Genomic DNA, 25,107 nt, shown 5'->3' with positions numbered 1-25,107 from the left:
GATCGAGCCATGGCGATCAAACAACTGATTAAACGCACCAGCGGCTGGCTCTATCTCAACTCGTCCGTGGGGCGCAACCAGCTGCACGGCGCCGGCGTGATCCTGATGTTGCACCGGGTGCTGTCCAACGACCGCGCCGCCGACCTGCCGCATCGCAACGAACTGTGCGTCGGGCCCAAGGCCTTCGAACACTTGCTGGTGTGGCTGCGCAAGCATTTCGATTGCGTGCCGCTGATGGAGATCCTGCAACCCAATGCCTTGCGCACCGAGCGTCCGCAAGTGGCATTGACCTTCGACGACGGCTGGCGCGACAACGCCGCCAACGCCTTCCCGCTGCTGCAGAAACATCAGGTGCCGGCGAGCATTTTTCTCTCCACCGATTTCATCGGCAGCCGCCAGCGCTTCTGGTGGGAAAGCATCGGCGAAACCCTGTGGGGCAGTCATGGTGAAAAAGCCCGCACGCACCTGATCGAATGCCTGCGTGCCGCCGGCCAGCCGTTGCCAGTGCTGCTGGACGACATTGATGTGGACCGCCGCAGTCTGACCCTGTTGCATTATCTGCAAAGCCTCAAGGCGCTCGATCCGAAGAGACTCGAACGCCTGACCGACGAGTGTCCGCAGGAGTCGTTGCCACAAGCGCTGGACTGGCATCAGGTGCGGGCAATGGAAGCGTCGGGGCTGGTGCGTTTCGGCCCCCACGGCGCCAGTCACGCCATCCTCACCGGCCTTGACGATGTGCGCCTGGGCGAAGAAATCAGCCGCAGCCGCGATGCCCTGCTCAATGGCTGCAACCGGCCGCTGCCGGTGTATTGCTACCCCAACGGCGACAACGATGAGCGGGTGCGCGAGCAGATCGCCAATCACGATTACCCCTTCGCGCTCGGCACCGGCACCGGCCTCTATCGCGGCACGGGCGATCCGCTGAACCTGCCGCGATTCGGAGTCAGCCAGCGCACCGCGCGCAATCCGCAACTGCTGTCGTGGCGGATCTATCGCGGGGCGCGGCCATGAGTCGAGGCAGTTACCTCAAGCATCTGGCGCTGAGCATGGGCACCAAACTGGCGATGATCGCCCTGCGGCTGCTGAGGAATGTGCTGCTGGCGCGGATTCTCGGCCCCAGCGAACGGGGCCTGTTCGCCCTGCTCAGCACCCTGCCGGACCTGATCAGCGCCGCCACCAGCGGCGGCCTCAATTCGGCGGTAGGTTATCAGGCCGCCAAGCAACGACCGATGGGCTTGTTGCTCGCGCAAGTGCTGGTGTTCGGCTGTCTGCTGGCGGGTTTGTTGACTTTGCTGGTGGTGGCGCTGGTGCGCGAGTTCGGCAGTGAACTGGACGTAACGATGCAACTCGGTCTGCTGGCGTGGCTGTTGCTGCTGGCGGTGCCGTTGACCGTGCTGAAAAGCGGCTTGCTGACCTTGCACAATGCGTCCGGCGGGGTGGTCGCGTTCAATGCCTTGCGGCTGGTGGAATCTTTCGCGCCGCTGTTGCTGTTTCTCGCGCTGTTCTGGATGTGGAAAGAAGCGGCCCTTGAAGCTGCACTCATCAGTTGGCTGGCCGGCATCAGTCTGGTGGTGCTGGTCGGCTGGCTGTGGCTCAAACGCGCGCAGCCGTTGCAGCTGCAATGGGATCGCGCCAGCCAGAACGAACTGCTGCGCTTCAGTGCGCGCAGCCATCCGGATCTGCTGTTCCAGCAAGTGATCCTGCGTTCCGATTACCTGTTCATCGGCGCCCTGCTCGGCAGCACCGCCCTCGGGCATTACGCGATGGCCAGCGCCGCCGCCGAATTGCTGCTGATCGTTCCGGAAGCGGTGACCACGCCGCTGATGAAACGCCTGCTGCAACAGGATGAAGGCATGGACAAGGTCACGCCACTGGCCCTGCGTCTGACCGCCACGGTGATGCTCGGCGCCTGCCTGACCATGGCCGTGATCGGCGAATGGCTGATCGTCACCCTGTTCGGCGTCGCCTACCAGCCGGCGTATCCGGCGCTGCTGGCGTTACTGCCGGGGCTGCTGGGCCTGTGTTACGCGAGCATCCTGCGCCTGGACCTGATCGGCAAGAACCGCCCCGGCACGGTGTCGCTGCTGATGGGGATCGGCGCGCTGCTCAATCTTGCGCTGAACCTGCTGCTGATTCCGGCCTACGGCATCGTCGGTGCAGCGGCAGCGTCGTCGATTGCCTATCTGGCGGTGACCGTGGCGATGCTGGTGTTGTACTGCCGGTTGAGCGGCGTGGCGTTCTGGCAAACCCTGATCATTCTGCCCAGCGACCTCACGCCGATGTGGCTGATGTTGCAGCGTCGGAAGGCAGCATGAAAGGCCTGGCCCTGCTGCTCGGTCTCGGCCTGTCGCTGGACGCCTTCGCGGCGTCGATGCGTTGGGGCGACATTCGCGACGGCAGTCTGTACCTGCAAGCGGATCGCCCCGACACGGTGACCGTGCGCTGGGCGCCGGCGTGGCAGGCGGAGGCCAACGAAGAGCACATTTACCTGCTCGACGGCCGCGGCCAGTTACAGGGCGAGCGCTTCATCAAGGCCAGTGAAACCCGTGGCAGCCAGAGCTGGCCGTTGGCGCCGGGGGCCGCGAGTTATCAGCTGGAAATCCCCGGCTACAGCTTCCGCAGTTACCGGGTCGAGCACGACGAAACCACCGTGGCGCTGTTCGCCCCGGCCAAGGTGCATTTCAGTGCGGAAACCCGTAACGGCGATGAACTGTATTTCAAGGTCGCAGCGGGTGAGCGCGCGATATTGGCGGGCAAGTTCCACGGCGGAGTCAGCGCCCTGCAAGCGCAGCGGGTCGGTGACGGTCAGCCCCTGACACTGGCGCTGAAACCCTATCGCGCCTATTGGCAGTTCGATCAGGTGGCGTTGCCGGTCAGCGAGCGCGAACAGGTCTGGCGCCTGCGTCTGCAAGGCAGCGGCAAAGCGGCGTTCTGGCTCGACGGTACGGCCAATCTGTTCGCGCAGACCCCGCAACAGCTCAAACCGCTGCACGAAGACGACGGCCAGATGCGCCTGACCCTGCACGACAAAGTCCTCGGCCGCACCCCGGATCTGGGCATCGCCCTGCCCTACGTGATGCCGCCGCCCGCCAGTCATCCGCTGCTCGATGCGCTGAAACCGACGGCCGCCAGTTACTACAGTTTCGTCGACGTGACGGCGAAGAAGCCGCACTTCGAAGATGCGTTTCGCCAGGTCTATCAGGATCGTTTCGGCATTCGTCAGGACATCACCTTGCTCGCCGGCAGTCAGCGTCAGGCCGATCTGCGCGCCGACGTGCAAAGCAACAGCGGACTCGATGCCTGGCTCGCCGGCACCCGTGCGCTGGGCGGCAAAGGCACGCACTACATCGGGTTCGCCGACGAGCCCAACCTGAATTATTCAAGCTACGAGCAATACCGTTCGATCTTCACCAGCATGGCCCGCCAAGTGCGCAGCGATCCGGCCAATGCCAGGGCCGGTGTGCGCATCGCGATGCCGGCCAGTTCGCGATTGGTCAACGGGCCGTTCGCGGACAACGCAGCGAATAAGCGTGGCATCGACTGGGCCCGGCGACTGCTGAGTGAATCCGCCGATCAGGTCGATGCGCTGGCCTGGCACGAATGGATGATTCGCGACCTGCTCGCCACTCGCGTGTACCGCGACAGCGTGCGCCGCGCTGCCGATCTGGTCGGCCTCGATGCCAAGGGCCAGCCGCGCAAAGCGTTGCTGCTGGATCAGACCAACCTGTCCAGCGGCTCGAGCCTGAGCCCCTACGATCAGGAAACCCATTTCACCTCGCTGTGGTGGGCCTCGGTGGTGATCAACGCCTCCCAGGACGGTTTGCTGACGATGCTCAACTGGTTTCAGGCCGCCGATGAGCCGCAGTACCCCAAAGGCATGTTGCGGGTGCTGGGCGATGATCGCTTCGAGTTGAAACCGGTGGGCCTGGCGCAGCAGTTCATCCAGCAGCACTGGCTGCACAAGGTGCTGTGGCTGGAGAACGATGCGTTCGAAGTCGATGTGCTGGCGATGGCCGGCGACGATCAGCGCGGGCTGCTCGGCGTGAACAAGGGCACGCGCTTGCAGCATGTCGACCTCGCGGGCGCGAAATGCCCATTGAACAACGGCGCGCTGCGCTACTTCGGCGCCGACAACCGCAGCCGCGACGCACCATTTCGCTGCCAGGACGGCCGCGTGCGCTTCGAGCTGCCGGGACAGACCCTGTTTGCCCTGCGCTGGAGCGCCTCATGACCGCCCTGTTGATATCCGGCCGCGCTGGCCTGTGCCGCGCGATGACTCGTCATCAGGAGCCAAGACCATGAATGTTTTGCAAAAAATCCGCGATCACATCAAACACAAAGGCCTGCGGGCCACCTTGGCCAAGGTGTGGAAACACTACGTCTTTTCTCATCAGGAACTGCTGTGGATGGAGCGCGACCTTGTCAGCCCGGTGCCGCCCCACAGCCTCAAACCCTACCCGCCACTGCGGGTGGTGAAGATCACCCCGGACAACGTCAGCGCCTTCGCCCGCCACTTCGGTGACCGGGTCGGCACCATGGCCGAGCTGGCCCGGGAGAATCACACCGGGCACATGCACCTGGACGATCAGGGCCATGCGGTGGCGTTCATCTGGGGCAGCGCCCGGGACTACTTCGACCGTCACTACTACGGCTGCATGTTCCCGGTGAAACCCGGCGAGTTCTTCGAGTTCGGCGGCGAACTGACCCGCTCGTACTGGGGCACCGAGCTGTCGGTGGATCTGCAACTGGAGCTGTGGAAAGCCATGGCCGCCCAGGGCTGTGACAAGGTCGTGGACGTCTGCGAGTTCCACAACATCCCGGCGCTCAAGCTGCACTTGCGCATGGGCTATACCGAACAGGGCCGGATCATAAACATCTACAAACTGTTCGGTCGCTGGCGCTTCTACCGCGAAACCCGCTACAGCGGATCGCGCCTGGAGGCGCTGCGCAAACCTTCCCGTCCACCTGTCACAGCAACGGCGACCTGAGCCTATGGCGCGATTCGAATGGCGCACCTCGTTGTGCGCACCTGACTTCCCGGCGGCGGCCTTTGAAGCGCTGCGCCTGCGGGTGACGGATCACACGCCGTTCAACAGCCTCGACTGGCTGTGTGCGGCAGAGCAGGCGCTCGATGCGCACGAGCGGCTGCATGTATTGCTGGGTTGGGAAGCAGACGAATTGCGCCTGTGCCTGCCACTGGTGGCGAGCCGTGAACGATTTTTCGGATTGCCGTTTCGGGTAGTGCATCACCTGGGTTATCCGCTGGCCGATCGCCTGGCGTTGTTATCACAGTTGAACGCCGACGACATGCGCCAAGCCCTGCGGCTGATTCGCCATCGAGTGCCCCACGCCCTGCTGCAACTCAATGAAATCACCGAGCCGGTCGGTGCCGAAAGCGTGCTCACCGAATGGATGGTCCACAGCTCCACCGGCGAACGTCGCTTGAGCTGCCGGGTGCCGGTGCACCTGATCAGCGAGGCTGACCGCCAGGAAGTCTCGGGCGACCCGCGCTACAAACTGCGCCGGGCGCGCAAACGGATTGCCGCGTGCGGCGCCGAAGTCCGGCGGATCACGCCCGACGCGACCAGCATGGGCCCGTTGCTGCAGGTCATCAGCGAAGTCGAAGCGGTCAGTTGGAAAGGCGACGAAGGCGTCGGAATCTTTGCCAGCGACCGCAGCCGCCGCTGCATGGAAAACGCCTTCACCGCCCTCGCCGCTTCGGGCCGGGTGCGCGTGGTGATGCTGGAACTCAACGGACGTTGCATCAGCTATCGACTCGGTCTGTTCGAACAGGGCCGGCTCTACGATTACAACCTCGCCTTCCTGCCGCAATACGCGGACCTTGGCAGCGGCCGGGTGTTGCTGGAGGAATGGATTCGCTGGGGGCTGGATGACAACTGGCACTGGATCGATGCCTCGCGGGTCAGCCTGGAAAATTCCAGCCATCAATTGCACGAACGCATGACCGGGCAACTGGAACACTGGCGCTGGAGCTTCTACTCGTGGCGCCCGAGCGGCCTGTTGCTGGGGCTGGGGCTGCGCGTCTGGCACCGGCTCAAGCCTGGGTTGCAACAATGGCGGGCGAAGCGTGCGGCGGCCAAAGCGGCGGTCATTGCGACACCTGTGATCAACCCCAGCAAGGAGGGCGAACATGCCTCGCCAAGTCATAGTCAACGCTGACGATTTCGGCCTGAGCCCGAACGAAAACGCGGTGATCTTCGGTGCGTTCCAGGCCGGGGTCATCAGTTCCGCCACGGCCATGGCCAACATGCCGGCGTTCGAAGCAGCCTGCGCCATGGCCCGGCTGCCGCTGCTGGAAGGCCGGATCGGTCTGCACTTCAACCTGACCTATGGCCGGCCCCTGAGCCGAGCCATTCTTGAGCGTCGCACCTTCTGCGACAGCCACGGCGTGTTCGACCTCAGCCTGGCGCGCCACAGCCTGTGGCTGGGCCGGGAAGATCGCGAAGCGGTGCAGGAAGAATTGCAGGCGCAGTGGCAGCGCTGCGTCGATCACGGCGTGCGTCCCAGCCACCTCGATTCGCATCAGCACGTGCACAACATCTGGCCGATCGGCGAGATCGTCGCGCGCTTCGCTGCCCATCAAGGTGTGCCGGTGCGCCTGGCGCGCAACCTGGGGCAAAACCTCAGCCTGCCCAAGCGCCTGTTCAAGGGGTTGCTCAACCGCCGATTGCAGGGATTGGCCGGGGTGACGGCGGATTACGTCTGCACGCCGGTCGACCTGCGCAACGCCCCCGCGCCGACCGACGGCGTGCTGGAAATCGTCGCCCATCCGAACCAGCTCGGGGCGGATTTCGGCGACGCCTATCTGCAACCCGAAGAGTCCCTGAGCCGCTTGCTAGAGCAGCGGCTGGCGGGGGTTCCACGGGTTTCCTATGCCGATCTGAACAAGGATTTTTTGCGGGGTGCCGAGGCGATCTGAGCCGTTACACAACTTGCAATACTTTCAAAGCTGGCGCTTTGACATGAATTTGCCGGCTTGATCTATACCCACAAAAGCGTCATCCACAACACCCGGGCTCCGGCCTCGGAGGGCATCATGAGCGTCATTGAAAAGCTGCGCGAACGTATCAAGCAAAAAGGCCTGGGCCGTACCTTCGGCACGTTGTGGAAACGCTACGTGTTCTTCCATTGGGAACTGTTGTGGATGGAGCGCGACCTGGTCAGCCCGGTACCGCCGCACAAGCTGCGCCCCTACGACGGCCTGCGCAAAGTCGACATCACCGCCGAGAATGCCGGCGCGTTCGCCAAACACTTCGGTGACCGGGTGCAGACCATGGCCGAACTGGCCAACGAAGGCCACACCGGGCACATGTACCTGGATGCCGACGGCCATGCGGTGGGATTTATCTGGGGCAGCACTCGTGACTACCACGACCGCCACTATTACGGCTGCACCTTCCCGGTCAAACCCGGCGAGTTCTTCGAGTTCGGCGGTGAAATGATCCGCGCCTACTTCGGCAGCAGCCTGTCGGTGGACGTGCAGGTCGCCCTCTGGGAAGCCATGGCCGCCCAGGGTTGCAACAAGGTGGTGGACGTCTGCGAAACCCACAACATCCCGGCGCTGAAACTGCACATCCGCATGGGCTACCACGAACAGGGCCGCGTCACCCACGTCTATTGCCTGTTCGGCAAATGGCGGTTCTTCCGCGAAACGCGCTATGAGGGTTCACGCCTCGATCCGCTGCGCAAACCGGGACGGCCGGTGGTGACGGCGGCTGCGCAGGCTTGAAGGTCCAAAGCAGCACTGTGGGAGCTATCGGAGACGCTAGCTCCTACATAATCTGAGACTACTTGCCTACACCTGCAGACGACACATCCAAGGCCGATAACAGAACCGGCTGACTGCTCGACCGTATCCAAATGGATACAGTCGAGCCATGAACTATTTCGTGCAACAGACATCCGTGTTCGTGACCTGGCATGCCTCTATTCGAGATCTCCGTGCCAAGGTAGCTATTGCCCGTCGCATAGATCGTGCATCAGCAGGTAATCTAGGCGACATTAAACCCGTAGGTGATGGTGTGTCGGAAATGCGCGTTGATGTCGGCGCCGGGTATCGGGTCTACTTCACGATGCGTAACGGTGTAGTTATCGTTTTGCTGGCCGGCGGCGACAAATCCACACAAAGCGCGGACATCAGACGTGCAAAAAAAATGGCAAAGGAGGTTTAACCATGAGCCAGACTTTGACAGCTTTTGATATGGCAGCACTGCTGGACAGTGATGAAGCCATCAGTGAATACCTATCCCAAGTGTTGGCCGACGGTGACAACGAAGAGTTTCTTCGTGCAATCGGTTATGTCGTCAAGGCGCGTGGCATGACGCAGATTGCGAAGGATTCGGGCATGGGGCGCGAAAGTCTGTACAAGGCTTTCGCACCAGGAGCCAAGCCTCGCTTCGACACGGTTCTTAAAGTCATTCATGCCCTTGGCATCGATCTGTGTGCACAACCGGGACATGTGCTGAATCACTCCACGTCCTGAAAGCTGCGCTACTCAGCGCTTCACCCCCACCCACGTAAAACACATCGGCATCTGCGCCTCGCGGTTCTGGTACTGGTCATACACTTCTTCCCGGTTCGAGTGCGGGTATTCCTTGAAGTGCGAGATGTTCAGGCCGGCCTCGAGGGCGGCGGTGAAGATCGCGCCGAGGCTGTGCACGAACCAGTAGGACTTGGCCGCCGGCTGTTCGACCTTGCCGACGTAGACGATCGGTTTTTCAAGCACGAACGGTTCTTTACGGAAATACGAGCTGGCGAAACGAAACGGGTCCTCGGCCTCGGGGTCGACCATTTCCAGGAACGGGTGGGTTTCGTAGATCACCAGTTGTCCCCCCGGTTTGAGAGTCGAGGCGACGTGGCGGAAGAATTCGCCGATGTCGGGCATCCAGTTAAGGACGCCGATGGTGATCAGTGCAACGTCAAAACGGCCGCGCAGCGATTCAGGCAAATGATGAATATCGGCTTCGATGAATTCGGCGTTGTGCGGCGAACGTTTGTTCAGTTCGCGGGCCTGTTCGAGAAACGCGCTCGACTGATCGATACCGACCACGTTCCGTGCGCCGAGGGCGAACAGTGACAGGCTTTCGCGGCCGTTGTTGCAACACAGCTGCACGACGTCTTTGCCATCGACACCGACCTGCTCGAGCAAGCCGCGTAGGGTGTCGTCGAGGCAGGAAAAATCAGCCTGCGCGACGTCGGTCAGCAAGGCCTGCCACTCGGGGGAGTCCTGGTGATGACGGGCGGAATCGTTCCACGCCTGACGATTGCTCTCGACGGCGTTTTTATTGTTTGGCACTTCCATGGCGCACTCCGGGCGATGCTCACAATTGAGCGGCCCGAGTCTAGATCAGCCTCGCGCAGCAGGTTGTTGCGAACTTGTAAGCCGACAACACCTGCACCAACGCCTGCACCACGGACAGCTATAGTTAATAGCCTTGGGGAAATCCGCTTCCACAGGTGCTGCCATGGGAATGTTCAATCGACTGCTTTTGTCCGCCTGTCTGCTCGCCGCCACCCAGGCGCAGGCGCTGGACAGCAACTTCGACTACTACGGGTCGGACCAGCCTTTTGCCCACCCTGCTCCGCCGTCGCTGTCCGCTCAGCCGCCCCGGCCGTTCGATGACACGCCGCCACAGGACTTCATCGTCATCCCGGATCGCCGTGTTTTCCAGGACTCGCAACTGCCGACCGTGGCCGATGCGACGGTGCGGGTGTTTATCCGCACCTACGATGCCGAGCGCGGCATTTACGTCAACGACGAAGTGCTGGACCCGACGTGCGTGCTCGAATGCCTCGGCACGCCCAGCCCACGCAGCAACGCGGTCTACCACTGACGCTTGTCCGGGCGTGCCAGGCCGAGTTTTTCGATGCGGTAGCGCAGCATGTCGCGGCTCAGGCCCAGCAGGCGCGCCGATTTGGTGACGTTCCAGTCGGTCTTGTCGAGCATCTTGCGCACCATGTCGCGTTCGACTTCCGGCAGGTTCATCGATTCGGTATTGCTCGCCGGGCGCGGTTCGAAGTGCGGGTGCGGCACCTCGTGCTGATGCTGCGGTGGCAGGTCATCGCACAGGCTCATGCACACGTTCAACTGGTGCGCGGCGATGGTATCGCCCTGCGCCAGCAGCACGGTCTGTTCGAGCATGTTGCGCAGTTCGCGCACGTTGCCCGGCCAGGTGTAACTGAGCAGCAGCTCTTCGGCCTGATCGCTGAAATGCAGGTTCGGTTTGCCATAGCGCTTGCCGTGGCTGGCGAGGAAGTGCCGGGCCAGCAGCAGGATGTCTTCGCCACGGGCGTACAAGCGCGGGACCTTGATCGAGATGATCCGCAGGCGGAAAAACAGATCGCGGCGGAACTTGCCCTGCTGGACCATCTGCTCAAGGTTGCAATTGGTGGCGCTGATCACCCGCAGGTTGACCTTGCGCTCCTTCACCGAGCCGACCCGGCGAATGGTGCGATCCTCCAGCAATTTCAGCAGCTTGGCCTGGAGCACCAGATCCATTTCACCGATTTCATCGAGAAACAGCGTGCCGCCATCTGCGGCTTCCACCAACCCGACCCGGCGGTCCTTGGCATCGGTGAACGCGCCTTTTTCATGCCCGAACAGCTCTGACTCCACCAGGTTGGCCGGAATCGACGCGCAGTTGAATTCAATGAACGGGCCTTTGCTGCGCGCGCCGTCGAAATGCAGCGCGCGGGCGACCAGTTCCTTGCCGGTACCGGTTTCGCCCTCCACCAGAACCGGCGGCAGATCGCCGTTGGCCATGCGCCGCTCGGCGTCGAGCAACTGACCGATGGTGTTCTTCAGGTGCAGCATAGGCGCCGATTCGCCGATCAGCGCCTGCACTCCGGATTTCTGCGCCTCGCGCTCCTGGTAGAACGACAGCGTGCGTTCCATCCGTTCGGTGGCCAGGGCCTTGTCCAGCAGCAGTTTGAGTTCCGGCAGCGCGACCGGTTTGGTGACGTAATGAAAGGCGCCCTCCTTCATCGCGACCACCGCGTCTTCGACGTTGCCGTAGCCGGTCATCATGATCACTTTCAGGTCCGGCGCGCTGATGCGCAGCTTCTGGATCAGATCGTGACCGCTCATGCCCGGCAGCGAGTTGTCGGTCAGGACGATGTCCGGCATGAAGCTTTCCAGTTGCCCCAGCGCGTCCTCGGCCGAGTGGCAGACCGTCACCTCGAAGTCTTTGCGCTCCAGGTAGGTCTGAATATTTTCGGCCAGCAGTTCGTCATCCTCGACCAGCAGAATGCTGTGTTCCATATTCCCCTCCCGATGCCACTCTAAAGTTGAGACTGACGCGGGTTCCTTCCTGCTCGCGGCTGGTCAGCATGACCGAACCCTGAAACCGCTCCATGATTCGCTTGACCAGCGCCAGGCCGACCCCGAGGCCGCCCTGCTTGGTGGTGAAAAACGGTTTGAACACCAGTTGTTGCTGCTGCGCGCTCATGCCTTTGCCGGTGTCGCTCAGGGTCATGCGCACCTGACCGGCCTGCGCTGTTTCAATCTCGACACTGAGTACGCCGCCTCTGGGCATCGCTTCCAGGGCATTGGCAAACAGGCTATTGAGAATTTGCGTGAGCAGCACCTGTTGACTGACCACCGGCGGGCAATCTTGTGGTGCGAATCGCACTTCGACGCCGTTGCGCCGGATCAGCGCATCAAACGCCCCCAAGGTGTCCTCGACCGCCGCCAGCAGGTCCACCGCCTCGCCGTCGTCACTCATCGGGCGCAACGACACCAGCAGTTCGCGAACCCAGCGCGACATGCGGTCGACCTGGCTGATGATGTCGCCGATGTTGCGTTGCGCGCCGGGGCTGGCGATTTCCTGGGCCAGCTCGGCGCTGGAACGAATGGTCGCCAGCGGGTTGCGCAGGCTGTGGGCCACCGCCGAGGACATCTCGCCCAGAGCGACAAAGGTTTCATTGCTGATCAGTTGCTGCTGCTGGCTCTGCAGCAGCGTCGAGGCGCGCCGCACGATCCAGAACAAGCCGAGGTAAATCGCCGCGCCGCCGAGGATCGTCGCAGCCCAGATCGAGGCGAACCCTCGGTCGATACGGTCGACCAGATCGGCCGGCTCCTTGTAAATCTCGACCATGGCGACCACTTTGCTTTTGTCGGCGTTGAACATCGGAATATAGTTTTCGATGAACAGGTATTTGGGTTCGCGAGACAGCCGCTGCTCGGGTTTTTCATCGTCGATCTTGTGATAACTGGAAGACACCGGGACTTTCATCTCGAACGACTCATCCAGCTCGTCGTCGTCTTCAAACTTGACGTTGATCAGTTCGGGGTTGGTCGACCAGATGACCGTGCGGTCCAGGGCGTACACCGTGGCCAGCAGAACATCCGGTAAATGTTCGACATGATCGAGAAACTCGGCACGGGCCATTGCATGGGACAGCGGATCGACGTCGGGGTAGTTCCCGTCCTGGCGCGAGTCGAGCATCTCGCCCATGGTCCGTTGCGGCGTGATGTTGGCATGGCGCATTTCTGCATCGCCGATGGCCTGCACGAATTGCGCGGTGAGCAGCGCATCGCGCTCCACGCTTTCGGTGACCACGAAGCGCGTGGAGATATACCCCAGCCCCAGCGCCACGGCCGCGATGATGAAAAAACTGGCCAGCGAAAACCAGCGCAGCAGATTGAACTGCCCGCCCCAGCTCTTGATGGCCGCCAGCGCGAGGTTCGGTGCCGATGTTTTCTGTTCTTCCAGTCGTTGCATGGGGATGCCCTGGCGTTATGGTATCGAGCCGGTTACAGCCGCCCTCTCTCGAATGAGTGTAGGTGGCAATGACCGTGACACACGGTTCAATGATGCTATTTAGCCGCTACTGCATTCGACTCACCGTTTCGCTGGCAGAAGCCGGTTTTACTGGCGTCAATGCCCCGTCGGCCAAGGGCTGCACGGACGGATGCTGACGCTCGGTTTCGGCACTCAGAAAGTCGATGATCGACTGCGCCGAGGCCTCGTCCAGGCGCAGATTGGGCATCGGGATACGCTCGTATTGCTCGAACAGTTGCAGTGCGACCGGATCTTTCTCCGCCAGCACACGATCCGGTTCGCGGATCCAGCGATTGAGCCAGGCCGTGTCGCGCTGACGGGTCACGCCGATCAGGTCCGGGCCGATGTTGCGCATGCCGATGCCTTCGCCATCCTGCGGGCCGAGGCTGTGACACGAAGCGCAGCGGGTGCGGAACAGTTCTTCGCCATTGCTCGGCGGACGAATCTGCGGAGCGTCGGCGTAGCTTTCTTCGGTGCTGGCCTGTTTCCAGTTCTGCAGCGTGTTGGCGAGCTGGTCGGCGAGGATCCACGGGTTCTCGAACGGCGAGGCTTTCATCCAGCGCCCGGTGCTCTGGTTGCCGACGATCAGGCTCAGGTTGTGGTCCTTGGTGCGCCCGTTGTCGACGCCTTCGATAAACAGCCCGAGCTTCTTGCGCAGCTCGGTGACGTCTTCGAACTCGCCGGTGAGGAATTTCCAGCCGGGGCCGACCTTGAAGCGTTGCGCATAGGCCTTGAGCACTGCGGGGGTGTCGCTCAGCGGATCGATAGTGATCGAGTAGAAGAAGATGTCTTTCCCGACCCGGTCCCCCAGCAGTTTCTGCACCTGGCGCAAGCGTGCGGTTTCCAGTGGGCAGGAGTCGCTGCACGAAGTGAAGATGAAGTTGATCACCACCACCTTGTCTTTGATCAGGTCATCGAAAAAGCGCACCTGCCGACCGTCCTGGTCGGTCAGCAGGGTGTTGGGGAAATAGTCGCCACCCCACGGGGTGGCGGACTCACTGGCGCCTTCGGGCTGCGCCTGATGGGCGATGAGCACCTGGCTGCCGAGCAGGCAGGTAACCAGCACCAGAATCAGGTGCATGCCCAGGGCGCGGGAGCGCGGCGTTGGCTGGGTCGTGTCGGCTCCCTCCCTTTTCATGGTTTCACGGTCACTTGCGGGCCGAAGCCGTCGCCGGTGCGGAAGGTTGGCAGCGCGGCGGAGTTGACGTAGCGCACGCCATCCCAGCTCGGCAGCGGTGTCGGCATCAACTGCAGTTGCCCGGGTTTCTCGAGGTCCCAACGCAGCAGCATCGAGTTGTCCTCATGCTGGGTGTTGTGACAGTGCTCCATGTAAGTCCCGGCGAACTCGCGGAAGTTGATCGCCATCTCGACGCTGTCCAGCCCGTCGGCCTCCGAACCGATGCGATAGACGTCCTTGCGCGCCCATTTTTCCCATTCAGGCGGGGCCTTGCCGCCACGGCTGAGGATGATCCCCTCCTCGAAGTGCACGTGCACCGGATGACTCCAGCCCGTGCCGCCGGCCTTGATGTTCCACACTTCCAGGGTGCCGATGCCGCTGACTCCGGCGTCGGTCGGGCCGCTGGCCAGTTTGGTCGAGGCATTCAACCGGCGTGGGTCCATGTGGAAGCCGAAACCGCTATCGGTCTTGATCGTCCACGGCGCTTCATCGGTGCCGTCGGCGCGACCGAAGGTGAAGGTCCGGTGCAGCGCCTTGGCCAGCAGCGCCTTGTCGGCAGCGTTGTCACGGTGGATCTTCAGCGGAATCATCACCAGGCCTTCCGCCTTGCCCGGTTTGGCCGGTTCGTAGGCCGCCGGGTTCATCGACAGATCCTGGCCGGTATAAGCCTTGACGTTGAGTTGCAGGACCTTGCCTACCACCGGGTCACCCCGATCCCATTGCGGGCCCTTGCTGGTCTGTTTGATGACTGCCAGGTATTTCTCCGACAGCACGTCGGCCAGCGGGATCACTTCTTTCGGGCCCTTGCCGTCGTCTTGGGCCTGCAGGTTGACGAAGAACAGCTTGTCGCCCGGTTTGATGCCGTTTTTCGCAAAGTTGACGATGATGTCGAACCGCTCGGCGATGCCCTGAGTCGGCAGGATCGCGTTGTGGTTCTGCTTGTCGCCGTCGGCATCCAGGTCCATCGAGCCGTCGAACGGCACGCTGTGTTCCATGATGTTGCCGTCGTTGGCGATCATGTGGAACGGCACGCGGCTGTACGACACACCGGAGTTTCTCGGCCCCTGGAATTCGCCGCCGGTGCCTTTGACTTCACGCACCAGCGCGAGCTTGAAGTAGCGCGACACCGAACCATTGAGGAGGCGGAAGCGATAACTGCGCGCCCGCACGTCGAGGGTCGGTTTCCATTGCCAGTTGACCAGCACCTGATCGCCGATGAAGCCATCGGTGTTGAACGGGTTGAACCACAGCTGACCCTGCTGATCCCAGGCTTTGTCGGCGAACACCAGGTTGACGTCATAGTCGCGGTTGCCCCACGGCAAGGCGCTGCCGCTGGGGAAACGCAGGTTGACGCCGTCGTTCACCGATTCGTTGCCACGGTCCAGGGCGCTGTAGTAGTTCATCATCGCCGCGTTGCCCTTGTAGACGTTCTGCGCGGTGAAATCGAGCATGTGGTCGTGGAACCAGTGGGTGCTCATGGTTTCGCGCCAGTCGCCACGAATCTTGATGGTGCCGTGGTCGCAGGTCTTTTTCGCAGGCTGCAGGTCGTTGACCCACAGGGTTTCCCCCGGTGCGCAGGGGAATGCGGCGCGTGGATCTTCGGCCTTGGTGTTGATGCTGTCGTAACCGGCGAGCTGGATCGGCCAGCGATAGTCGTAAAACTGGCCGGGGAAGAAGAACGCGTTGGCATAACCGTCGCTTTCCGCTGGCGCATGACCGTTGTGCTCGTGGGTGGTGATGGTGTGCAGACCGAAACCGCGGTTGGCCGACGGATCGATCGGCAAGCCGTTGTAGTGCCGCATCAGCACCGGTTGGCCGTAGCGCACCATCAACAGTTTCGGCGGCAGCGTGCCGTCGAAGGTCCACACCGAGTTGTGATCCTGCACCGGCATCGCCGGGTGGAACCGTGGGTCGACACCCTTGGCCGTGCCATCGGTCGCCGGCACGCCCGCGACGTTGTGGTACAGACCACCGGGGCCGAATTCGCCCACCGCATAACCGTGCATCTGCCGACTGTCACGCAGACCGCCGTTCAGCCGCGCACCGGTCTGTACGGTCTTGTAGGCCACTTGCGGGTAGAACTCGTTCCAGCGCTGATGAGCCCAGCCTTTTCCCGGTGGCCGGCCTTCGGCAGACGAACCGATGTGACGGTTGAGAAACAGTTCGATCTGCGCCTGCCAAGGGTTGCGGTCAACCACGTTGGCGTACTGGCTCGGAAATGGCGTGAGCCCCGGTTGACGCAGGAATGCATCCAGCGCGGTGCCGGGTGGCGCGCTGCGGGCGATGTTGTTCGGGTCTTGCGCCGGTGCCGGGCCGATGGCCGCAGGCGGGAAGCTCAACGGCGCGGCCGGTGTGGTCGGGTCGAGTTTTTCCGGGCCGAACTCTTCGAACAGCACCAGTTGCTGAGTGAACGGCTGGGCACCGTACAGCGGGCTCGGCTTGCCGTTGGTGGGGTAATTGAAACTGGTCTGGACGGTGGGCGGCAGGATGTTTTCCGTGCGCGTCGTGTTGCGCGTGCCTTTGACCCCGTCGGGCAGATCGAAGGAGTCTTCGTTGGCCTCGGGCATGGTCAGGATCGCGTTGAGCGCACCGGCGCGGTCTGCGGGCTCGTCGTAATAGGCCGACGGGTCAGAGGCCTCCGGCTGATTTTCGTCGTCGATCGGGCTCGCTCGAACCGCGGTCATCTGGCCGAGGGTCAACATCAGAAAGACGCTCAGTGGCGTCAACAGGAACAGCTTTTTGGGGTCACGCATTGCTCTGTCCATCACCAGCCGCCTCATCTAAGGAAGGGGTGATGGTGTTTTGCAATTACCTCGCCAAAAAATCATTTCCAGTTGTAACAGGGACTTGGACGCGCTGTTGCATTCCCCACTCCCCGGTGACCGGGGCCTGACACCCACTGCTGGGGGAAAGTTCACCCCAATTTACTGAATGAGCTGAAACGCCAGACGAACGGTGGTGCCCTCGCCTTCGCGGCTGTCCAGGCTCACGCCCCCGCCGAAGCGTTCCATGATCCGTTTGACCAGTACCAGCCCCACGCCGAGGCCGCCCTGCTTGGTGGTGAAGAACGGCCGGAACGCCATGCTGCGCTGTTCCTCGTTCATGCCTTTGCCGGTGTCGCTGAGCATGACGCTCACGCCACGGCTGTCGCTCGGTTCGAGGGTGATGGTCAGCGTGCCGCCCTTATCCATGGCTTCCAGCGCGTTGGCCAGCAGGCTGTTGAGGATTTGCGTGAGTTGTACCGGCTGGCTCAGCACCATCGGCGTCTGCTGAGGTTGAAACACCACCTGCACGCCGGCCCTGGCGATCTGCTGCTCGAACGCCATCAGGCTGTCGTGCAGCGCCGCCACCAGGTTCACCGGTTCCGGGTCGTCATTGAGCGGTCGCAACGATTGCAGCAGTTCGCGCACCCACTTCGACATGCGGTCGACCTGGCCGATGATGTCCTTGATGTTCTTCTGTGCCGGCCCCGCGTCGAACTCCAGCGCCAGCTCGGCGCTGGAGCGGATGGTCGCCAGCGGATTGCGCAGACTGTGGGCTACCGCCGAGGACATCTCGCCCAGCGCGACAAAGGTTTCGTTGGCGATCAGTTGTTTTTGCTGGGCCGCCAGCAGAATCGCCGCCCGCCGCACGATCCAGTACAGCCCCAGGTAAATCAGCCCGCCGCCCAGCGCGGTCGCCAGCCAGATCAGCGTCAGCCCGCGTTCCATGCGGGCGATCAGGTCCTTGGGCTCTTTATAGATCTCGACCATCGCCGTGACGTTCTTGCCCTCGGCGTCGAACAGCGGGATGTAGTTTTCGATGAAGATGTATTCCGGCGGCACCACGAACTTTTGTTCTTCGCGGGCCTTGTCGACGTCGTGATAGCTGGCCGAGACCGGGATCTTTTCATCGAAGGCCCGGTCGAGGTCTTCGTCGGCATGAATCCGGGTGTTGATCAGCGCCGGGTTGGTCGACCAGATCACGGTACGGTCCGGCGCATAAATGTTGGCGAGGATCACGTCCGGCAAATGCTCGATGTGATCAAGAAACTCGCCTCTGGCGCTGGCTCGGGCCTGCGGGTCGACATCGGGAAAATCGTTGTCCTGACGAGGGTCGAGCAACTCCCCCATGGTGCGGATATTGGGAATCGAGACGTGGCGCACTTCCGCCGACGCGATGGCCTGAATGAACTGCGCGGTCAGCAAGGCATCGCGCTGCACGCTTTCTTCGATCACGAACCGTGTCGACACCGCCCCGAGCGCCACCGCCACGGTGCCGATCACCGCCATGCTGATCAATGAAAACCAGCGCAACAGGTTGAACGGCTGCTTGCGCGAGTTCAGCCGCTGGCTGCCCTCCTCGACCGGTAGCGTTTTTGACTGCATGTTCATGGCGGCGACTTCCCGATACGTCCCTATAGGGTTATAGCCCACGGTTGGGTGTTTGCCCGGATGCGGGGGGTGAACGGCCCCACGTTCGGCCGATTTCCCGGTCAGGCGAAAACCGCCAGGCGTTCATGCCCCCACAATCCCCAATGCTGGGGACAGTCGCCCTATCCGGACGTGCGTCCTTCCCCCCCACGACAAGCCGCGAATCCTTGCGCCACGGGCGTTTGCCGCCGTTTGGCCCGTCGTTGGTATGGAAGTTGTAAAGCCCTCTGCAACTGACCCATCCCCAAGGGGCAGGTACCTTGATAGAGGGATTAACTCATGCACCCTTTACTGTCCAAAACCGCGACCGTCCTGGTCGTGAGCGCTTTGGCCCAGGGCATTGCCCAGGCCGCTCTGTTCGCCGTCGACCCGGGTCCCTACACACCGGCCAATGGCGGTTTCGCCAGCTGGTATCAGGACAGCCACGGTCGCACCCTGGATCTGTGCCTGTCCAAAGCGCTCAGCTCCCGCGTGCCGAGCACACCCGGCGCCCCGTCGTACATGTGCTCGCTGCTGCCGACCCCCGGCGTGTTCGATGACGCGCAACCGCTCGTATTCCCCACCAACTTCCCCGATGAAGCCTTCTGGTTCACCGGAGAAACCACCGTCGTCGATGCAGCACGCGGCATCGACCTGACTTACGTCAGCGCCATCGAAGCCGCGTTCGGCGGCGGCGACCCCGCAGAGGGCGACCAGATCAGCTTCGCCCGAATCCGCATCCGGGTCGATGTGCCCACTGCCGGCACCTACGTCATCACCCACCCCTACGGCGTCGATGTATTCACCGTCGACACCCCCGGCCGGCGCGCGATCAACATGACCCGCGACATCGGCATCGGCACCCCGCAAACCTACGACGGCGCGCTCAAGGGTGACATCGGTCCGTTCCTGCGCAGCGTCAACGGGCCGTACACCGAGACCAATCCGTTGACCGGCGCGGCCGAACAGTTTGTTGGCGATCCGAACCTCAACGAAGCGGTCACCGGCAGCCCGTTCAACACCAACTACGTACGCATCGAAGGCCCGGGCGGCATCGACCTGCGCAGCACGACTTTCGCCGTGTCCGGCAAGTTGTCGACAGTAGTGCGGCCAACGCCTCTGATCACCGAGCGCAGCACCTACTCGCGCAAGCCCGGCGAAAGCGCACCAGTGGCCCAACAAGACGTGTTCGTCAAAGCCCCGCCCGCGCCGGGCACCGCCGCCATCACCAGCAGCACGCCCGTGGTGAACATGACAGAAGCCGACAGTACCGGCAGCTGGTACGCGCAATCAGCGGTCAACCCGACTTTGCCCTCCGTGCTGCAGGTGACCGCCGACAACCACCTGGCGATCGCGACCAGCTCGCCGACCACCCTGCCCATGAACCTGACCGACCTGGTGGTGATCCAGCGCGCCGAGTACAGCCTCACTTCCGGGCAATTGACCGTGGTGGCCTCGACCAGTGACGAAACCTCGCCACCGGTGCTCACCGCCACCTCCGGCACCGGCGCCACCATCGGTGCGCTGGGCGGTGATGGCGCGGTGAAAACCCTGGCCACCGGGATCACGCCGATTCCACCGGCCAAGGTTCGGGTGACGTCGTCCAACGGCGGCAGCGATACCGAAGAAGTGGTCATCGTGCAATGAACGCTCACATGCCCAGATCCGCATCAGGAGGCATCATGAACAAGTGGCCACGCTTCGCGCTCAACGCGCTCGGGCTGACAATCTCGCTGACCGGCAGTGCGTTCGCGCAACTGGCCGCTGTCGATCCCGGCCCCTACACCTTCGCCACCGGGAAATTCCCGATGTGGTACCAGGACAACAATCAGCTGTCGATGGAACTCTGCCAGTCGCGCGCCGCCAGTTCGCGGGTGCCGGCCAGCACCCCGCCGGCCTACATGTGCACCCTGCTGCCGGAACCGGGCGTCTTCGATGACAGCCTGCCGATGGTGTTCCCGGACAACTGGCCGCCGGAAGCCTTCTGGTTCCTGGCTGAAACCGCGATCCCCAACAACGGCGCCGGTTTCGGTGTCGACGCCTACGTCGCAGGCATCGAAGCGGCGTTCGCCTCGGAAAATCCGGTCGATGGCGATCAGCAAAGCTTCGCGCGGATCCGCATCCGGGTGAACGTCCCGGTGGCCGGCACCTACACCATCACCCACCCGTACGGCGTTGAAACCGTCAACGTCACCACCCCTGGCCGGCGGGCGATCAACATCACCAAAGACATCGGCATCGGTGCGCCGGGCAACTTCAGTGGCGCGCTCAACGGTGCCATCGGCCCGTTCCTGCGCAGCATCAACGGCCCGTATACCGAAGTGAACCCGGACACCGGCGGCATCGAAACCTTCGTCGGCGACCCGAATCTCACCGAAGCGGTGACCGGCAGCCCGTTCAACACCAACTTCCTGCGGATCGATGGTCCGTCGGGCGCCGGCTCGATTCAGACCAACCTGTTCACCGTCGCCGGCAAGGTCCTCGACAATCGTCAGCAAACCCAAGTCGCCATCGACCGCGCCACCTATCGCCGGACCTCGGCCGGTGTACGCGCCGAGGTGTTCGCCAAGGCTGACAGCAGCTCGACCCTGTGCTTCCGCGAAACCGTGGCGTTGCTGCCCGGCCCACCACCGACGCCGTGCCAGACCAGTCTGCTGGGTGACAACAACGGGTTGTTCTTCGGCCAGCGCCTGGGCACCGGCACCCTGCCGTCGGTGGTGGTCGTGACCGCGACCAACCCGGCCGGCACTACCCGTCCGACCGCCGTTTCGGCCAAGCTCACCGACGTGGTGAAAATCCAGACCGCCCGCTACAGCTGGGCCAACCACAGCCTGCTGATCGAAGCCACCTCGACAGATGAAGTCGCGGTGCCGGATATGGTTGCCCAAGGCTACGGACGTCTGTCGAAAACCGGCACGCTGCAAAAAATCACCGTGGCCGACCTGACCCAGCCACCCGCCACCGTCACGGTCAAATCCGCCGTCGGCGGCAGCGACACCGAGCCAGTTGTGGTAGTCGGTGCAGCACCGGACACCGGTGAAAACCAGGCGCCGCTGGCCGTCGCCGACACCGGCAGCACCAGCTTCGGCGTGCCGATCACCCTCAGCCTGCTGACCAACGACAGCGACCCGGACAACAACGTGCCGCTGACCATCACCGCGTTGACTCAACCGGCCGCCGGCCAGGGCACCGTCGCGCTGAGCGGCACCACCTCGGTGGTCTACACCCCGCCAGCCGTGGTAACGACACCGTTGACCACGACCTTCACCTACAAGGCGCAAGACAGCAAAGGCCTGGCCTCGGCCAACCCGGCGACCGTGACGGTGACCGTCGCGCCTAACCGGCCACCGACCGCCGTCGCCGACAGCGTCGCCACATTGGGTGTCGCAATCCCGATCAACGTCCTAGCCAACGACACCGATCCGGAAGGCAACACGCCGCTGGGCGTCGCCAGCCTGACCCAACCGCCGGCAGGACGCGGCACGGTCAGCACCGACGGCACGGTGATCACCTACACCCCACCGGCCACCGTGACCACGGCCTTCACCACGACCTTCACCTACATCGCCCGGGACAGCTTCAACGCCCAGTCGACGCCGGCGACCGTCACGGTGCAAGTGTCGCCACGGCCAGCGGCGGAAACCTTCACGATCACCACCTCGACCGTGCAGGCCCGTTCCGGCGGCCGCTTCAACTGGGACTTCGCCGGCACCTCGTCGGTGACCACCGGCAACACCATCACCGTGCAGGTCACCACCCCGACCGGGCTGGTAACGCTGGGCACCACCACGGTACCGGTGACCGGACGCTGGCGGCTGACGCTGAACAACACGCTGGTCGTGCCATCAGCCAACCCGACCGCCACTATCCGTTCGTCCCAGGGCACCGTGCGGACGGTGTCGGTGACCACGCTCTGAGCCAGTGCCCCGCCTGCTTTCGGGCAGGCGGGGCAACGCTCAACGGTTAACGCCCAAGAGGATATTTGCCATGAACACGCCGACCGCCGCCCTGCTTTGCCTGCTCGCCCTGTGCGTCAGTGCGGGCGTGCGCGCCGACGACCTGATGGAAAACGACGACCTGGCGCCCAACAGCGCCGATCTCGGCGAACTGCCACCTCCAGTGGGCCAGCAAGCCCTGATCGACCAGAACGGCCAGGTCAACCTCGCCCTGCTCTCGCAAAACGGTCAGTCGCTGCTGGGCAAGATCGTGCAGTCGGGCAGCAATCAGGAGGCGTACATCCTGCAACAAGGCAGCGACCTGATGGCCTTGATCACGCAAAACGGCTCCGGCAACGCCGCGTCCATCACGCAAACCGGCAGCCACAACCGTGCGCAGATTTCGCAAAACGGCAACAACAACGACGCCAGCATCGAGCAGGCCGGCACGGGGCTGCAAAGCGCCGTGACCCAGTCGGGCAACGGCATGAGCGTTTCGGTCAAGCAATATCGCTAAGCACTGCAATCATCGGAGAGTTCATCATGTTCAAACTGACGCCCCTCACCGCCGCCATCCTGGTCATGATCAGTGCCCAGGCCATGGCCGACGACAGCCTTTCCACCCAGAGCCAGTTCGGTACGGCCAACATCGCTGATGTGAAGCAGACCCAGGCCCCGTTCAGCACCGCGACCCAGACCCAACTGGGCCAGGGCAACAACGCCGCCGCCGTGCAGGACACCGCCACCAGCGTCATCACCCAGGACGCGGTCGGCGATTACAACGCCGGTTACGCCGAGCAGCTTTTCGAAGACAACAGCACCATCACCCAACAACAGACCGGTGCCTTCAACACCGCCCACGCCAGCCAGTCTCTCGGTTTCGGCGCCGGCAACCAGGCCCTGCAACAACAGCAAGGCACCGGCAACTTCTCGTTCGTCTACCAAGACTCGCAGAACGGCAGCGAAGGCAAGACCTTCCAGTTCGGCGACAGCAACGAAGCCAACATCGAGCAACTGTACGAAGGCACCGGCAACAGCTCGGTGATCACCCAGTACGGCACCGCCAACTACGGCACCGCCGAACAGGTCCTGCACAACGGTGGCCAGATCGGCATCAACCAGGCCGGCGAAAACAACTACGCCTACGGCGACCAGCGCAACGGCACCGGCGGCAACATCACCATCAACCAGTTCGGCAACCTCAACGGCACCGAAATCTGGCAAGACTCGCAACTGGCCAGCCAGGCCACCGTCAACCAGTACGGCGACAGCAACGAAACCGTGGTCGACCAGAGCTTCGGCGAAAACAACACCGCCGCCGTCACCCAGGTCGGCAACACCAACGCCATCTATGCCGACCAGTTCGAATCGGTCAACTCGACCCTGGCCCTGTATCAAGTCGGCAACGGCAACGTGCACTTCACCTACCAGAACGGCGACAGCCACACCCTCAACGCCACCTCGGTGGGCAACGACAACAAGGTCTACGCCAGCAACTGGAAAGGCCCGCAACATGGCGGCCAGTTCGGCAGCAACCAGCGCGCCACGGTCAATCAGACCGGCAACGGCAACATCGCCAGCTTCACCCAGGACGGCATCGGCCAGATCATGACCACTAACCAGACCGGCACTGGCAACAAAACCACGGTCAGCCAGGCTGATTCCTACAACGAGCTGTACTTCGACCAGAACGGCAGCGACAACATCCTCATCGCCGACCAACGCGGCACCACCAACCTGGTTCAAGGCTCGTCGAACGGCTCGGGCAACAGCGCCGAATTCGATCAATCCGGCACCGGCAACCAGGCCTACACCGCGCAGCTGTATGGCAGCGACAACATGATCACCGTGAAACAGGCTGACACCATGAACGTGGCGTATGTAACCCAGGGCGGCACCGGGAACATTGCCAATGTGGATCAGAGCGGGATGACGCAGACCGCGACGATTCAGCAGTTCGGGTCGGCTAACCAGGCGACGGTTTTGCAGCAGTAAGTGTCGGGTGTTGGAAAACCGCGATCTTGAGGTCGCGGTTTTTTTTGCGCTGATGATTGGGTATTGATCGTTCCCACGCTCTGCGTGGGAATGCCTCAAGGGACGCTCCGCGTTCCAACTCGCGAATTTGACGCGGAGCGTCAGGGGCTGCATTCCCGCGCAGAGCGTGGGAACGATCAATTTGGTGCTGCGGTGCAGTCCTTGTTCGACGCCTCAAGTGTCTGGTACCTGCATTGAACCTCTTCCATCAATACCTGTATTTCAGCCATCACTTGCTCATGCGGAATACTTGGACGCGGGTCGTCGATTGACGCTTGGACTTCGGCACGGAACCACCGGTCGTAGCTGGCGGCCTGCTCTTCGCTTTCGAAGTCTGAAACGATGGTGGAGATCAGGGGATCCATGGTGACTCCAGTTTGAATGTGAAAAACGCGACCCGTTGCTGGGCCGCGTTTTTTTATTGGGCATGTGCTGGATCAGCCCTTCAGCTCGACGTGATCCAAGGCCTGATTTACGGCCAGTTCACCCAGCATGAGGATCTGGGCGATACCCAGGGCGGTCTTGCGGTGGGCGGGGTCGAGGGTGGCGGCGAAGTTGTTGAGCATTTCGCTGGCAGAGCCCAGGGATTCACTGGCGTTGGCGAGCAGGGATTCGGTGTTGTAGGCCGGGTTGGCGAGGTACATCGGGGCGGGTTCGTTGACGCTGCCCATGATGTGGGCGCCGGGGCAGAGGTAATGATCGAGGGCGCGTTCGGCGGCTTCGTGGAGTTTTTTCGAGTTGACGGAGGTGTATGGGGAGGTTGGGTC

22 protein-coding genes are annotated in these 25,107 nt (G+C 62.7%); 14 read left to right on the top strand and 8 right to left on the bottom strand.

Translation table 11 applies throughout. The annotated features are described in order from the left end of the window. Positions 1–9: 9 nt before the first annotated feature. From C1X29_RS24625 to C1X29_RS24585, 9 genes are all read left to right on the top strand, one after another. The gene (locus C1X29_RS24625) at positions 10–1,011 is read left to right on the top strand and encodes a polysaccharide deacetylase family protein (RefSeq protein ID WP_102718579.1); all 1,002 of its coding nucleotides are present in this window, start codon (positions 10–12) and stop codon (positions 1,009–1,011) included. After that, entirely contained in the window at positions 1,008–2,315 is a 1,308-nt protein-coding gene (locus C1X29_RS24620) for a lipopolysaccharide biosynthesis protein (protein ID WP_085748442.1), read from the top strand. The genes C1X29_RS24625 and C1X29_RS24620 overlap by 4 nt, the downstream gene beginning before the upstream one ends. Then, positions 2,312–4,231: a hypothetical protein gene (locus C1X29_RS24615; protein WP_102718578.1), complete on the top strand. Its 1,920-nt coding sequence runs from the start codon at positions 2,312–2,314 to the stop codon at positions 4,229–4,231. Before C1X29_RS24620 ends, C1X29_RS24615 begins: the two co-directional genes overlap by 4 nt. Positions 4,232–4,298: 67 nt before the next feature. After that, positions 4,299–4,988, top strand: coding sequence for a GNAT family N-acetyltransferase (locus tag C1X29_RS24610; protein ID WP_102718577.1), 690 nt, complete (start codon positions 4,299–4,301; stop codon positions 4,986–4,988). A gap of 4 nt (positions 4,989–4,992) precedes the next feature. After that, positions 4,993–6,180: a GNAT family N-acetyltransferase gene (locus C1X29_RS24605; protein ID WP_102718576.1), complete on the top strand. Its 1,188-nt coding sequence runs from the start codon at positions 4,993–4,995 to the stop codon at positions 6,178–6,180. Beyond that, positions 6,152–6,940: a ChbG/HpnK family deacetylase gene (locus C1X29_RS24600; RefSeq protein ID WP_102718575.1), complete on the top strand. Its 789-nt coding sequence runs from the start codon at positions 6,152–6,154 to the stop codon at positions 6,938–6,940. Before C1X29_RS24605 ends, C1X29_RS24600 begins: the two co-directional genes overlap by 29 nt. 117 nt (positions 6,941–7,057) lie before the next feature. Continuing rightward, complete coding sequence (locus tag C1X29_RS24595) at positions 7,058–7,750, top strand: GNAT family N-acetyltransferase (RefSeq protein WP_085748446.1); 693 nt, start codon at positions 7,058–7,060, stop codon at positions 7,748–7,750. A gap of 148 nt (positions 7,751–7,898) precedes the next feature. After that, the gene (locus tag C1X29_RS24590; protein ID WP_085748447.1) at positions 7,899–8,192 is read left to right on the top strand and encodes a type II toxin-antitoxin system RelE/ParE family toxin; all 294 of its coding nucleotides are present in this window, start codon (positions 7,899–7,901) and stop codon (positions 8,190–8,192) included. Positions 8,193–8,194: 2 nt separating this feature from the next. Continuing rightward, complete coding sequence (locus C1X29_RS24585) at positions 8,195–8,503, top strand: addiction module antidote protein (protein WP_085748448.1); 309 nt, start codon at positions 8,195–8,197, stop codon at positions 8,501–8,503. A gap of 12 nt (positions 8,504–8,515) precedes the next feature. Here C1X29_RS24585 and C1X29_RS24580 read toward each other — a convergent pair whose 3' ends face one another. Then, complete coding sequence (locus C1X29_RS24580; RefSeq protein WP_085748449.1) at positions 8,516–9,322, bottom strand: class I SAM-dependent methyltransferase; 807 nt, start codon at positions 9,320–9,322, stop codon at positions 8,516–8,518. 163 nt (positions 9,323–9,485) lie between these two features. Between C1X29_RS24580 and C1X29_RS24575 the strand changes: the two genes are divergently transcribed. Next, the gene (locus C1X29_RS24575) at positions 9,486–9,854 is read left to right on the top strand and encodes a hypothetical protein (protein ID WP_085748450.1); all 369 of its coding nucleotides are present in this window, start codon (positions 9,486–9,488) and stop codon (positions 9,852–9,854) included. Here C1X29_RS24575 and C1X29_RS24570 read toward each other — a convergent pair. The 5 genes from C1X29_RS24570 to C1X29_RS24550 all read right to left on the bottom strand — a co-directional run bounded on the left by C1X29_RS24570 (position 9,845) and on the right by C1X29_RS24550 (position 18,353). Beyond that, positions 9,845–11,281, bottom strand: coding sequence for a sigma-54 dependent transcriptional regulator (locus C1X29_RS24570; protein ID WP_085748451.1), 1,437 nt, complete (start codon positions 11,279–11,281; stop codon positions 9,845–9,847). The genes C1X29_RS24575 and C1X29_RS24570 overlap by 10 nt on opposite strands. Beyond that, positions 11,250–12,743 (bottom strand): HAMP domain-containing sensor histidine kinase, encoded by a 1,494-nt coding sequence (locus C1X29_RS24565; RefSeq protein WP_085748452.1) that lies wholly within the window; start codon positions 12,741–12,743, stop codon positions 11,250–11,252. Before C1X29_RS24565 ends, C1X29_RS24570 begins: the two co-directional genes overlap by 32 nt. Before the next feature lie 106 nt (positions 12,744–12,849). After that, positions 12,850–13,941 (bottom strand): SCO family protein, encoded by a 1,092-nt coding sequence (locus C1X29_RS24560; RefSeq protein WP_102718574.1) that lies wholly within the window; start codon positions 13,939–13,941, stop codon positions 12,850–12,852. Next, entirely contained in the window at positions 13,938–16,745 is a 2,808-nt protein-coding gene (locus C1X29_RS24555) for a multicopper oxidase domain-containing protein (RefSeq protein ID WP_102718573.1), read from the bottom strand. The genes C1X29_RS24560 and C1X29_RS24555 overlap by 4 nt, the downstream gene beginning before the upstream one ends. Positions 16,746–16,904: 159 nt before the next feature. Beyond that, entirely contained in the window at positions 16,905–18,353 is a 1,449-nt protein-coding gene (locus tag C1X29_RS24550; protein ID WP_102688530.1) for an ATP-binding protein, read from the bottom strand. Positions 18,354–18,671: 318 nt separating this feature from the next. On the opposite strand from C1X29_RS24550, the gene C1X29_RS24545 reads away from it, so the two are divergent. The 4 genes from C1X29_RS24545 to C1X29_RS24530 all read left to right on the top strand — a co-directional run bounded on the left by C1X29_RS24545 (position 18,672) and on the right by C1X29_RS24530 (position 24,301). Beyond that, positions 18,672–20,018, top strand: a complete 1,347-nt coding sequence (locus C1X29_RS24545; protein ID WP_085748456.1) for a hypothetical protein — start codon at positions 18,672–18,674, stop codon at positions 20,016–20,018. Between the two features lie 35 nt (positions 20,019–20,053). Beyond that, positions 20,054–22,288, top strand: a complete 2,235-nt coding sequence (locus C1X29_RS24540; RefSeq protein WP_102718572.1) for an Ig-like domain-containing protein — start codon at positions 20,054–20,056, stop codon at positions 22,286–22,288. Positions 22,289–22,358: 70 nt separating this feature from the next. After that, complete coding sequence (locus tag C1X29_RS24535; protein ID WP_007956150.1) at positions 22,359–22,823, top strand: curlin; 465 nt, start codon at positions 22,359–22,361, stop codon at positions 22,821–22,823. 26 nt (positions 22,824–22,849) lie between these two features. After that, the gene (locus tag C1X29_RS24530; protein WP_102718571.1) at positions 22,850–24,301 is read left to right on the top strand and encodes a curlin; all 1,452 of its coding nucleotides are present in this window, start codon (positions 22,850–22,852) and stop codon (positions 24,299–24,301) included. Positions 24,302–24,477: 176 nt separating this feature from the next. Here C1X29_RS24530 and C1X29_RS24525 read toward each other — a convergent pair whose 3' ends face one another. Together C1X29_RS24525 and C1X29_RS24520 are read right to left on the bottom strand one after the other, a co-directional pair. Then, entirely contained in the window at positions 24,478–24,705 is a 228-nt protein-coding gene (locus tag C1X29_RS24525) for an antitoxin (protein WP_102688527.1), read from the bottom strand. 72 nt (positions 24,706–24,777) lie between these two features. After that, positions 24,778–25,107 (bottom strand): DUF6124 family protein (locus C1X29_RS24520; RefSeq protein WP_102718570.1); only part of this gene is annotated, 330 nt, incomplete at its 5' end.

Source organism: Pseudomonas sp. GW456-12-10-14-LB2, from assembly GCF_002884345.1.
Classification (GTDB): domain Bacteria; phylum Pseudomonadota; class Gammaproteobacteria; order Pseudomonadales; family Pseudomonadaceae; genus Aquipseudomonas; species Aquipseudomonas paraglycinae.
Note: the sequence above shows the minus strand (reverse complement) of the source record. Positions and strands in the feature narration are given on the sequence as shown.